We start from the raw sequence: 12,037 nt of genomic DNA, 5'->3' as shown, positions 1-12,037 counted from the left end.
ACCCTGGGCTGGAGCAAGCCCTGTGACAAGCTGGCAGGACTGATCGCAGGTGTTGCGATGGCTCCCTGAAACCGCCGCGCTGGAGCTGTCGTTTATCGCACACTCGCGCCACCGCGAGGCGGCACGCTCGCGCCTCCGCGAGGCAGGCCACCGCGCGGGCGCGACCCGGCGAGCAGTGCGCACAGGGCAACCGCGCCGAGCAGCGACGGATACACGGCGAGGCGCTGCGTGAGGCCGAGCCCCCCGGCGATCGGGATCATCGAGGCATGCAGTGTGAACCCGAGGAAGCCGACAACGCCGAGGATGCCGACCACGGCACGGAGCCAGGGGCGCGGGACCGAGTATGTTGCCGCCGTGGCGCTCAGCACGAGCGCGACCGGCAGCAGGGAGAACAACGCATTGGCGCCGATGCCGTGCAGGGGCGAGCCGCCGCTGAGCGGGAACAGCGCGATCAGGAAGCCACCTGCCGCGCCGGACACCATGATTCCGGCGTAGGCACCGGGGATGAGGCGCGCGGCGGTTCCCCATGCGGCGAGCGCGATGAGCGCTAGGGACGCGACCAGGATCGACACATCCATCAGCGTTGCCCAGGACAGCGGGAACCAGGGGCCACCGAGCTCGCTGACATAGCGATCTACCCGGTTGTAGCCATCGGTGCGGGTGGCGATGACCAGGGCTTCGACGGCGAGCATCTGGATGATCGCGATCGCGCACAGCATGGGCGGGATGGCCCGTGGCGAGGGGGCGATGGTCACGCTTCCTCCTGGGTGATGGCGGCGTGCCGGTCGAGCAAGGCGACGGGCTCGGTGGTCGCAGCGATGACAGCGGCCTCGACCCGCTCGCGCGGGAACACGTTGTCGTAGTAGGAGGCGGTGAAGTGGAAGCGCTTGTCGACGCGTGATGTCGCGAGCGTGATCCAGTCGGGGCCGCCCGGGGTGCAGGCAACGATGCAGTGGCGCTCGTCGGGTCCGGCGGCCCAGGGCATCGCAGCGATCTGGGGTGGCCGGCCGCCATCAGTGAAGGCGAGGCGGGCGATGGGCCGCGCGGGCCGGTCGGTGTGGTCGAGCGGATGCGGGATGGGCTCGCCACGGCGGAGCCGCCGGGCAACCATGAGCTTCGTCGCGGCGAGCGAGGTCAGTGGCGCGCCGGTAGTGACAGCGGACATGATCGCTCGGTGCAGGCGCTGTGGCGTGAGGGTACCGGGGATCCGCAGGTCCACTCCCGACGCGAAGTTCTGCGTCACATGGTCGGTGGGGCGCAGGTAGCGACGCGCGTCGAACAGCATGTGATAGGTGGGGGAGACCTCGATGCCTGCCTCCTGGAGGGCAAGCGTGAGCACGGCCATGTTGATGGCCGCCATCGATGGGGGCGAGGCGAAGCTGCGGCGCCATGCCTCGACCTCGTCCCAGGCCTGCTTGGTGCCGCGGGAGTAGGCCACCGCGTAGGAGGGGGCCCACGGCACGGGAGATCCCTCGCCGGTCCTGGACGGCGTCGCGGGCGCCTCGGCGGGGATGCTGTTCTGGTCGCGGCGGCGCGCGAGGAACTCCAGCGAACGCTGGGGAGAGGTGCCGAAGGTGCGCGCGATGGCTCGGGCCAGGGGTGCACGGACGCTGGCGGTGGAGAACCATTCGGGCAGCGGAGCGCCTGCTGGCGAGGTCAGCGCTGACGAGAGGTTGACGAGGAAGTTCTGGTCGCCGAGCCCGTGGTCGAACTCGACGAGCATGTGCTGGTCATGCAGGACGGTAGCGATCGGCGGCGCGGCGGAGCGCTCGTGCTCCCGGTGCGCGGTGAGGCCGGCCGGGGTCCATGCCGTGCCCGCGGGCGCGGCGAGCACGGCTTCGCGCAGCAGCGTGGGGTCGTGCTCCCAGCGGGTGCTGTCGAGGCGCGGCCGGGCTTGCAGGCGCGTCGCGGGCGCGGCGGTGGCGAGCTTCTCCATGCGGCGCTGGAGCTGGTCGGCGGTGATGTCGAGCGGTCCGAAGGTGCCGTGCGTCGTTGTGCCCGCGCGCGCGATATCGAGCGCGGTGACGGGGACGACCGCGGTCGTGGGCTCGTGATGCGACATGGAGCCTCCTGGGTTCGGTGCGCTGGCCGTGCCCGGGAACTCGGCGGCCCATGGGCGCAGGAATAGTGTGGTTCACATTCTTCGTGATGTGTGACAGGCGTCATTGAATGGCTGATCATGCGGCCATTCAATGACGGCTGGCTTACCAGGAACTATAGCTCTCGCATAGACGGCGGTCGCGCCGTGTGACAATTGACTCGCTGGGCACTCCTGCGGTTGCGCTAGCTCCGTGGATCGTATTTATTCATCTAGGGGACTATTGCATTTCGCGGATACGGGATGCGCGATGCTGAGGGGGGAGCATGGGTCGAACGTCGATGTTGTCGGTGACCTTGTCGAGCAGCATGGGGGGCACGGACCGCAGCCTGTTCTCGCTGGCCCCAGTGCTCGAGGGGCACGGAATCGACATTGCCCTGGCTGCTCCCGCCGCCGGGGAGCCGGCAAGGCGCTGGAAGGAGCGCGGTGGCACGCTGGTGCCGCTGGACCTGCCGCCCCGCCATGGCTTTCGCTGCGCGGAGACCGGACGCTACCTGGGTCTCGTGAAATTGCTCCAGCAGGGGTCGAGGAGCGCCGGATCCACTGCCGGATTTGCCCGAATGCTTCGCCCGTACGACATTGTTCATTCCAACTGGCTGATGACGCATATCGATTCTGCTGTAGCGGGAAGAATCGCACGGCGGCCCGTTGTCCTGGAATTGCACGACATCGTTCCGGAGGGAATCGGACGCCGGGCGCTCGACGCCGCCACCCGCGCCGCCACCGGTGCGATCGCGGTCAGCACTGCTGTGCAGGACCAGCTCGGCCTCGAGGCCAGGAAGCGCACGACCCTGATTCCCCAGGGCGTCGACACGCGCCGGTTCGCGCCGGGACCACCCGACCATGCCCTGCGAGCCCTGCTCTCCGCGCGGCCAGAGAGCTTCCTGATCGGCGCGATCGGACGCTTCGACCCAGAGAAGGGGCTTCTCGAGCTCATCGAGGCCACCCGCATCCTCATAGACTCCGGCATCGACGCGAGCCTCGTGCTAATCGGCTGGTCCAGCAAGGACGGCGGCGGCTATCACGCGCAGCTGCGGCGTCGCGCGGCCGACCTGCTCGGCGACCGGTGCCGCATCCTCGGGCCTACCGAGGACGTGCCCGGAATCCTCCGCCAGCTCGACGTTCTTGCGTGTCCCTCCCACGCGGAGCCGTTCGGACTGATCGCCCTCGAGGCGCAGGCCAGCGGTATCCCCGTGGTGGCGAGCGATGCCGGAGGCTTGCGTGACTTCATCGCCACCGGCTCGACCGGTCTTGCGTGCCCGCCCCGCGACCCGCCCGCGCTCGCCCGCGCTCTCCAGCTCATCCACGGACAGCCTCGCCTGCGCGACTCCCTCGTCGTCAATGCTCTCGCGCAGGCCCGGGAGCGCTACTCGATCGAGGCGCGGGGAGCGGCGTTCGCCGAGCTGATCCACCGTCTCGCTCGCACCGGCACCATTGATCACGTGAACGGAGAAGCATCGTGACACTTCCGCCATCCAGTCCCGCGGCGTCCCTGGCAATGGTGATCTGCTGCTACACCGAGAAGCGGTGGGACCTGCTCGCTCTTGCGATCGATGCTGCTTCCGCGCAGGCCATCCCGGCCCATGACGAGGTCATCGTGGTCGTGGATCACAACCAGGCCCTCTTCGACCGTGTCGCCCGAGCGTTCCCGCTGGCCCGCGTGGTCGCGAACAGCGAGCAGCCAGGGCTCTCTGGTGCCCGCAACACCGGCGCTCGCGCCGCCACCAAGGACGTGCTGGTCTACCTCGATGACGATGCGATCCTCCGTGATGAGGCGCTCGATGCGCTCCGCGCGATCCTCATCGAGCGAGCCGCCATCGTGGTCGGTGGCGCGGTGCATCCACGCTGGGAGGGCGGCCGGGCACCGGCATGGTTCCCGGAGGAGTTCGGATGGGTCGTCGGGTGCGACTACACCGGCATCGCCCCCGACGGCGCCACGATCCGCAACCCCATCGGCGCGTGCATGGCGGTCGACAGGGAGTCGCTCCTGCGCATCGGCGGCTTCTCCAATGAGCTCGGCCGGGTCGGCACGCTGCCCGTGGGGTGCGAGGAGACGCTCATGGGCATCCGCATCGCTGCTGATGATCCCGCGGCGGAGCTCGTCCGGGGCATCGGCTTCGCGGTGGATCACGCCGTTCCGCAGGACCGGCAGCAGTTCCGCTACTTCCTGAGCCGCTGCTACCACGAGGGCCGCTCGAAGGCCATTCTCACCGCGGCTGTCGGTAGCGAGTCCGGGTTGTCCAGCGAGCGGGCCTACGCCACGCGCACGCTGCCCGCCGGGGTGATCCGATCGCTCGGCGAGGCACTGCGCGGGGATCCCGCCGGGGCACGCCGCGCGGCGACGATCATCGTGGGGCTCCTCGTCACAGCGTGGGGCATGCTGCGTGGCCGCCTCGCGAGCCTCATGGCCCGCCGCCCGGCCCGGCAGCGGGATAGTGACCAGCTCGCGCCACTCCACGGCGATCCCATCAACGAGGCCACGCTGATCACCGTGGTCATCCCCACCGTCGGCCGTGCGTCACTGCGACGCGCCGTGACCGCCGCGCTGGCGCAGGAGAATACCGCGCTCGAGGTCATCGTCGTGGACAACGCCCCGAGCACGGGACGCGCCAGGAAAGCGCTCGACGGCATCACCGACCCCCGGCTCTCGCTCATCCCGGAGCCGCGACGCGGCGCCTCAGCGGCACGCAACACGGGCATCGCCCGCGCGACGGGCGGGATCATCGCCTTCACCGACGACGACGCGATGCCCGCGCCCGGCTGGCTCGCCACGCTGCGCGACGCGTTCGCGCTCCACCCCGGTATCGGCTGCGTCACCGGCCGCGTCACGGGAATCGAGATCAGCACTGGCGCGCAGCAGTGGTTCGAGGACGCGCAGGTGTTCGACAAGGGCGAGCAGCCGCGGGCCTGGTCCATCGATCCGCCCGAGCCGCCGATCGCCGGAGCCGAATGGAATGGCGACCTGTTCCGCATCAGCACCGCAGGGCAGCTCGGCAGTGGCAACAACATGGCCTTCCGCAGCGGGGTCGTCCGAGCCATCGGCGGGTTCGATCACGCGCTGGGGCCCGGCACGCCCACCCGTGGCGGCGAGGACCTCGACCTGCTGCGCCGCTATGTGCTCCGCGGCGGCACCCTCTACTACGAGCCCGCCGCAGTGGTGGGGCACGAGCATCGCGCCACCGCCAGTGACCTGCGCGGCCAGACCTACGGGTATGGGACCGGGCAGGGCGCTATCCTCGCCAAGCTTGTCCTTGCTGGCGGCAAGCCTGCCCGCGCCATCGGAGCGGGCGCCGGCCGGGGGCTGGCCATGGCACTTCGCCCCGGCGCCGGCGAATCCGCGAAATCCGTCGCGCCGCCGCTCCCGCTCACCCTGATCGAGCTCGCCGGGCTCCTCGCCGGCCCCGCGTTGTACCTGCGCAGCGCCCTCGCGGTGCCGCGCGGGCAGCGCTGCCTCGCTGCCCGCGATCCTGGCGGGGCAAGCACGGCAACGCCCTCCGCCGCTCGTCAGGAAGGCATCACATGACCGTGGCAACCCTGACCCCGAGGGAGCCCACCACGGCCCGCGGCGAGGCGCGGCTGCTGCTTGCCGTCCTGCTCGCCAACGCCGGTGCCATCGTTGTCGCGGCGGCGGAGCTCGCCGGACAGGCCGCGCCACTACCGGGACTGGCCCGGTTGCTCCTCGTGCTCGCTGCCGCCCTGACCGTCGCGATGCCCGCGGCCCTGGCGCTGCGCCTGCCCAGCATGGTGCTCACCGCGACGCTCGGTGTCGCGCTTTCCATGGCGGTGACGCTGCTCGCTGGCCAGGCCCAGATCGTCACGGGATGGTGGCAGCCCGCGATCGTGCAGCTGGTGCTGTCCCTGCTGGGCGTGTTGTCGGCAATGGCCCTGCTGCGCCAGCGCGGGGCCGCCGGGGCATGGCCACCGAACTGGCTGGATGGTCGTCGCGCCGCCGCGCTGCTGCTGCTTGGCGCCGCGGTGCTGCTGTTCCTCTACCAGGCCAGCATCCTCGACGTCGACGGCGCCGGGCAGCTTGGCATCATCACTGAGATCGGCTGGCCCTACCTGGTGGCGCTCGCGCTCATCGCGCTGGTGCTGGGCACCACGCTGCTGCGTCCCGAGCTCGATCACCTGCTCCTCGCGCTCGGGGCGCTCGTGCTGGTGCTCGTGGTCAACAACCTCGTCAGTGTCGCCGACGGGGTCAGCTCGGTCCCCACGGGATACGTCCACCGCGGGCTCGTCGCCACCCTTCTCGACTACCAGCAGCTCCCGCCGCCGGTGGATGCCCGGTTCAGCTGGGCGGGCTTCTTCGCTGGATCCGCGCATCTGCTGGCGGTCGCCGGGGTGGATGACCTCGAGCCGTTGCTGCTGCTCGCCCCGCTGGTGCTCACCGGGCTGATGCTGCTGCCGGTGCATTCGATCGCCCGCACCATCACGGGCTCGGCCCGCCTGGCGTGGCTCGCGGTGCTGGTCTATGTGGTGTTCAACTGGTACCAGCAGGACTACTACGCGCCGCAGGCGGTGGCGCTGTTCCTGTACGCGACGATCCTCGCGGTGCTGTTGTGGCTGCTTGTCGCCGCGCCCGGACCAGGCTTGCCGGCACCGTGGTGGCGGGCCGTGCTCGCGATGCCGCGCCGCGTCACCGGCCGGCCCGCGGGAATGCCAGTGGGGCAGATGCTTGCGCTCGAGGGCGTGCTGCTGGTGATCATCGCGGCGATGGTGGTCTCGCACCAGATCACCCCGATAGTGCTGATCATCGCGCTGTTCCTGTTCGCCGCGACCGGCTCTACCCGCTTCCGGATGCTATGGCTCGCTGCAGGGCTGATGTTCGCGGCGTGGTTCAGCTTCGGGGCCGTCGACTTCTGGGCCGGGCACCTGCGCATGCTGCTCGACGATATCGGCGGCGTCGGTGGCGCGGTCGAATCAGGCGTGGCCGATCGCCTCGGCGCCCAGCCCGGCTACATGGCCATGCAGTACTTGCGGCTGCTGTCCTCGGGCGGGCTGGGCCTGCTCGCGCTCGCGGGCTGGCTGCTGCATCGCCGGGGCCGGGCCTGGTTGATCTCGGGCCTGCTCGTCGTGGCGCCGTTCTTCCTGGTGGTGGTGCAGAGCTATGGGGGCGAAGCGGTGATCCGGGTGTTCCTGCTGGCTTCCCCGGTCATGGCCGCGCTGGCCGCGATCGCGCTGGGCCGCCTCGGATCCGAGCTCGCCCGTCGACCGGCGATGGCCGGGAGCAACGGGCGCCTCGCGGTCACCGGGATCGTAGTGGTGGCCCTGTTCGCGTCATCGCTCCTGCTGACCGCGAACCGTGGGCTCAACGCGGCATTCGAGCGTTCCACTGCTGAGCAGATCGCGATGAGCGATCGCTTCGCCGAGCGCGTGCCCGCTGGCGCGGAGGTCTTCACCTGGGGGCCCGCGCCGGCGCTGATGACCACGCGCGCGATCGACGGCTACCAGCTCACCACGATCGACTCGCAGGATTGCCTCGCCAGGCTGGCGCTGTGCACGCTGCGCCAGGCGCCGGAGTATGTGTTCATCACGATGAGCAACCGCCATCAATCCGAGCTGCAGTTCGGGATCTCCCTCGGGGAGAGCCGCGCGCAGCTAGACCTGGTGCTCGCGACCGAGCGATACCGGGCGGAGTATCAGGGAGAATCCGTGGTCGTGCTGCGCCGTGCCGATGCGCCGGTGCTGGAACTGGAGGAATGATGCTGACTGTGGCGAGCGTGCTGCTCTTTGGCGCCGCGGGGGTCCTTTGCCTGGTGGCGACGCTCCTGCGGGAGCGTGATGTGGCCGAGGCAGGCGCGATCAGCGGCGGCTCGCGCGATCTGCGGATCGTGGTCGCTGGCGCTCTGGTGGTAACCGTCGCCGCAGCAGTGGTGACCGCGCTGCGCTTCATCGACGTCGCGTTGTGAGCGCGCCGGCCGGAACCCGCCGGCCTGGCTCCCGGCAGGGCATGTGGATCGTCGCTTTGGCGGGTGCGGTCGGGCTCGCCATCACCTCGTGCACGGTGCCGGCCGGGGAGCCGGCGGGGGCAGCGGGACCGGTTCAGTGCGGCAGCGATGCGGTGCGTATCGACGGCGTGGAGCCTGCGCCCGGGGGCGACCTGCCGGGGTGGCGGCCGGTGTTCGTCGACGACTTCGAGCGGTGCGAGCTCGGCGAGGACTGGGCGGCGTACTCCGGTCAGCCGGGCGGTGATCCCCTGAGCTGGTGGGAGCCCGATCGCGTCTCGGTCGGGGGAGGGGTGCTGCGCCTGGGCATCGCGCGCTTCCAGGACCAGGTCATCACGGGCGGCGCGTCCAATGATGTGGTGGCGCGGGAGTATGGGCGCTGGGAGGTGCGGCTGCGGGTCGACCGGGGGCAGGACGTCAGCTATCACGTCCTGCTGTGGCCGCAGGACGAGCAATGGCCGCCCGAGATCGACATCGCGGAGAGCATCGACGGCGACCGACGCACCATGTCGTCGTTCGTGCATTGGCGCGACGGGGAGGAGCGGTTCTTCGCGCAGGCCGACACCGAGGGCGTGTTCGACGAATGGCACACGGTGGGGGTCGAGTGGTTGCCCGGTCGTATCCGCTACTTGCTCGACGGCGAGCCGTGGGCCGAGCTTGATGTTGCTGATCATGTTCCGGCCAAGCCGATGTGGCTGGCGATCCAGGCGCAGGCGGGCGCGTGCGAGAAGCGGGATTCGTGGGGGATGCCCGCGTGTGGTCCCGCCGAGGACATGCCGGGCGCTGTGAATGTCGATGTGGACTGGGTGACGGTGCATGAGCCGGTGTGGGAGGAGGTGCCGCCACGCGAGCCGCTGGGCGACGCGGGGGCAGAGTTCCGGGAGATCGGTCCTTTCGCGATCGAGGAGGACTGATCCACGCCGCGACGGATATTCCAGCCAATAAACCTGTGATTGACCAATGCGCAATCTTTGGCCACTGCTGATTTTGTCACTAGGAATCCAACATTTAGTTTCCTAAATGATCGCGGATCGGGGAAATAGCACCGCGACCCTGTCCTAGAGTCACGCGAGTGACGCAATGCACCCAGAGTGACTGATGTGTCATGAAGCACTCTGCGGTGCATCCTCGGCCTTCCAGTGACAGGGACACGCATGGACAACCCCGATCGGCTCCACCCATCGCGCGCCCGCCGCGCCCCTATCCTCCTCGCCGCGCTCGTCATGGCCAGCAGCGCTACCCTCGCTGCCGCGCCATCGAGCGCACAGACCCAGGACGCCCTCTCCTACGTCCAGAACCACAATGGACGCTGCATCGACAATGCCCAGGCCAAAGCGGTAATCGGCAACCCGATCCAGCTCTACGACTGCAACCAGACCAACGCGCAGGAGATCGCCACCTACACCGATGGCACTGCCCGGATCCAAGGATTCTGCGTCGGGCCCAAGGACGGGTCGAAGTGGGCCAACGCCGCCCTGGTGCTGCACGATTGCACCAACGCCCGCTATCTCAAGTGGGATGTCGCCGGTGACGGCACCATCCGCAATCGCGCCAGCAAGCTGTGCGTCGACAACTCCGGCGCGCGCGACACCAACGGAAACCCCATCGTCCAGTACACCTGCAATGGCACCAATGCCCAGGAATGGACGATAATCCCCGTGGGCTCCCTTGACCCCGGCGAGCCCAGCGAGCCTGACGAACCGGAGGAACCACCCGTGAGCTCTCCCTCCGGCGTGCCCGTGCCGCGCGGCGACCTGCCCGGCTGGCGACAGATCTTCCTGGATGACTTCACCAAGGACGCGGCGGTGGGCACGTGGGCGAACGAGTGCGAGCCCGACAAGATCGTCTACACCGGGGCCGAGGGGCAGAAATGGCGCACGTACCCGAAGTGCTACCTCGACACCTATCACAAGCGCCCCTACCGGCCCGATGAGGTGCTCAGCGTGCAGGACGGCGTGCTCAACTTCCACCTGCACACTGTTGACGGCCAGCTCGCCGGGGCCAACCCCTCGCCACTGATCGACGGCAACCAGCAGTACCAGACCTACGGCCGCTATACCGCCCGCTTCAAGGTCGATAGCCCCAGCATGTCCGACTACCACATCGCCTGGCTGCTCTGGCCGCAGTCGGAGAAATGGCCCGAGGACGGCGAGTTCGACTTCCCCGAGGGCAATGCGGCTGGCGAGATCGGCGGATTCCACCACTGGTCCGGCGCCGGGGCATGCGCTGACGGTTGCCAGGAATCCGCCATTCAAACGGGAAAGACATTCACCGAATGGCACACCTTCACCATGGAATGGACCCCCGGTCGCATTCGCTACATCCTCGATGACCAGGTAGTGCTCGACAGCACCGAGTGGGTGCCTTCCGGACCGATGCGCTGGCAGCTCCAGACCGAGACCATCGGCACCGGGAACTCCTCCGGGAACCTGCTCGTCGACTGGGTATCGGTGTACTCCTACAACCCCTGATCGCCCACCGCGATGGGCTGCGTGGGGCGGGCCGCGCCTGGGCGGGTTCCAGGGTGGTCCGCCTCACGCGTTCCGCGTCCCGTGCGGATTCTCACTCGGGCGCCACGCGCGCCGGCACGTAGAATTCCCCGATAGGGATCGAATCGATCGGATGGGGGTGCTCGGGCCCGCAACTGGCGATGAGAAAAATGGGGGAATTCTCGTGGCAGCAAGCGTGCTCTCCGCGGACCAGCGCATCGGCAAGGCAAATCGAAATCTCCAGATCAATGCCTTGTCCAATATCGCTTCCGGCGGAATCACAGCAGTCCTCGGGCTCGCCTACTGGGCGCTCGCGGCCCGCCTGTATCCCGCATCGGAGGTCGGTGCCGCAGCAGCGCTCATCTCCGCGGGCCTGATGCTCGCCACGCTCTCCAATCTCAGCCTCGGCTCGATGTATGAGCGGTTCCTGTCGAGCGCGGGCACCTCGGCCCGGCCGCTACTGATCCGTGGCTTCCTCCTCGTGGCGGCGTTCGCGCTGCTCGCCAGCATCGTGATGATCCTCGTCGGGCCGCGCGAGCAATTGTTCGCCACCACCTCCGCGATGGTGGCCTACCCCGTGTTCGTCGTGGTGCTCGCCGTCTACGCGCTGCAGGACCAGACGGCATCCGGTCTCGGCGTTGCCCGATGGGCCGCGGCGAAGAACATCTTCCACGCCGTCATCAAGCTCGCGCTGCTGTGCGCCGGCGCCTTCGTGCTCGCCGAGGCCACCACGATCACGCTCTCCTGGGCGATCCCGGCCGCTGTCGCGACCGCCGTGCTCATGTGGGCCCTGCTGCGCAGCATCGGCCGCCGATCCCGGTTCGCCGCGCCCCCTGCGCTGCCGCCCCGGCGCGAGCTGTGGTCCTTCTTCGCCACGTCCTACGGGATCACCGCGCTGACCGCGATCACGCCCCTCGTGCTGCCGCTGATCGTGGTGGCGCAGCTCGGCACGGAGGCCAACGCCTACTTCGCTATCTCCTGGTCGATCGCGGCAGCGTTGTTCACCGTGCTGCACATGGTGGTCAGCCCCTACGTCGCGGAAGCGGCCCGGCACCCCGAGGGCATCCCGAGCCTGACCCGCAAGATCGTGCTCATCCTGGCCGTGCTGGTCGCCGGCGGTGCCTTCTTCCTCGTGGTGATCGCGCCGCCCGTGCTCGGGTTCCTCGGGGAGCAGTACCGCGCCGACGGCGCGCCGCTGCTGTTCCTGATCGCCGCGTTCACCCCCTTGTTCGCCCTCGAGGTCTTCTACACGGCCATCGCGCGCATCCGTCGCAAGCTCGTTCTCGCGGTCGCGACCCAGACCGTCAACACGATCATCGTGATGACCGGCGTGATCCTGCTGATCGGTGACATCGGCATCGTCTCGATCGGCTGGTCCTACCTGGCCGCGTACGCGGTGACCGCCGCGATCCTGATCGTGCCGCTGCTGCGGGGCGTCCGCGAGATCACCCGCGACCCGGAGGCCATCCTCGGCGAGCCGCTCGTCGTGTGAGCAGCTAGTCCGG

The 12,037-nt window shown here is 69.1% G+C and carries 9 protein-coding genes; 7 read left to right on the top strand and 2 right to left on the bottom strand.

Annotated features, from left to right (window positions below):
* Positions 1 to 92 precede the first annotated feature (92 nt).
* Positions 93 to 755: a DUF998 domain-containing protein gene (locus tag QC765_RS16070; protein WP_278315452.1), complete on the bottom strand. Its 663-nt coding sequence runs from the start codon at positions 753 to 755 to the stop codon at positions 93 to 95.
* Positions 752 to 2,062 (bottom strand): hypothetical protein, encoded by a 1,311-nt coding sequence (locus tag QC765_RS16065; protein ID WP_278315451.1) that lies wholly within the window; start codon positions 2,060 to 2,062, stop codon positions 752 to 754. Before QC765_RS16065 ends, QC765_RS16070 begins: the two co-directional genes overlap by 4 nt.
* 302 nt (positions 2,063 to 2,364) lie before the next feature.
* Here QC765_RS16065 and QC765_RS16060 point away from each other — a divergent pair, with 302 nt between their 5' ends.
* The 7 genes from QC765_RS16060 to QC765_RS16030 all read left to right on the top strand — a co-directional run bounded on the left by QC765_RS16060 (position 2,365) and on the right by QC765_RS16030 (position 12,024).
* Positions 2,365 to 3,561: a glycosyltransferase family 4 protein gene (locus QC765_RS16060; RefSeq protein ID WP_278315450.1), complete on the top strand. Its 1,197-nt coding sequence runs from the start codon at positions 2,365 to 2,367 to the stop codon at positions 3,559 to 3,561.
* Positions 3,558 to 5,621, top strand: coding sequence for a glycosyltransferase (locus tag QC765_RS16055; RefSeq protein WP_278315449.1), 2,064 nt, complete (start codon positions 3,558 to 3,560; stop codon positions 5,619 to 5,621). Before QC765_RS16060 ends, QC765_RS16055 begins: the two co-directional genes overlap by 4 nt.
* Positions 5,618 to 7,801 (top strand): serine/threonine protein kinase, encoded by a 2,184-nt coding sequence (locus tag QC765_RS16050; protein WP_278315448.1) that lies wholly within the window; start codon positions 5,618 to 5,620, stop codon positions 7,799 to 7,801. Before QC765_RS16055 ends, QC765_RS16050 begins: the two co-directional genes overlap by 4 nt.
* Positions 7,798 to 8,007, top strand: coding sequence for a hypothetical protein (locus QC765_RS16045; protein ID WP_278315447.1), 210 nt, complete (start codon positions 7,798 to 7,800; stop codon positions 8,005 to 8,007). The genes QC765_RS16050 and QC765_RS16045 overlap by 4 nt, the downstream gene beginning before the upstream one ends.
* A gap of 56 nt (positions 8,008 to 8,063) precedes the next feature.
* Positions 8,064 to 8,957, top strand: coding sequence for a glycoside hydrolase family 16 protein (locus QC765_RS16040; RefSeq protein ID WP_278315446.1), 894 nt, complete (start codon positions 8,064 to 8,066; stop codon positions 8,955 to 8,957).
* Between the two features lie 240 nt (positions 8,958 to 9,197).
* Complete coding sequence (locus QC765_RS16035; protein ID WP_278315445.1) at positions 9,198 to 10,514, top strand: ricin-type beta-trefoil lectin domain protein; 1,317 nt, start codon at positions 9,198 to 9,200, stop codon at positions 10,512 to 10,514.
* A 202-nt stretch (positions 10,515 to 10,716) separates the two neighbouring features.
* A complete protein-coding gene (locus QC765_RS16030; RefSeq protein WP_278315444.1) occupies positions 10,717 to 12,024 on the top strand; it encodes a lipopolysaccharide biosynthesis protein in 1,308 nt (435 codons plus the stop codon).
* Positions 12,025 to 12,037 lie beyond the last annotated feature (13 nt).

The sequence above is a fragment of the Hoyosella levis genome (assembly GCF_026008515.1).
GTDB lineage: Bacteria > Actinomycetota > Actinomycetes > Mycobacteriales > Mycobacteriaceae > Lolliginicoccus > Lolliginicoccus levis.
The sequence above is the reverse complement of the archived record's forward strand: the minus strand, read 5'-3'. Positions and strand labels throughout refer to the sequence as shown.

What these genes read in the sequence shown, in the direction of transcription:
- QC765_RS16065 (WP_278315451.1), bottom strand. Translation starts at nt 2,062, where the DNA reads ATGTCGCATCACGAGCCCACGACCGCGGTCGTCCCCGTCACCGCGCTC.
- QC765_RS16060 (WP_278315450.1), top strand. Translation starts at nt 2,365, where the DNA reads ATGGGTCGAACGTCGATGTTGTCGGTGACCTTGTCGAGCAGCATGGGG.
- QC765_RS16050 (WP_278315448.1), top strand. Translation starts at nt 5,618, where the DNA reads ATGACCGTGGCAACCCTGACCCCGAGGGAGCCCACCACGGCCCGCGGC.
- QC765_RS16045 (WP_278315447.1), top strand. Translation starts at nt 7,798, where the DNA reads ATGATGCTGACTGTGGCGAGCGTGCTGCTCTTTGGCGCCGCGGGGGTC.
- QC765_RS16035 (WP_278315445.1), top strand. Translation starts at nt 9,198, where the DNA reads ATGGACAACCCCGATCGGCTCCACCCATCGCGCGCCCGCCGCGCCCCT.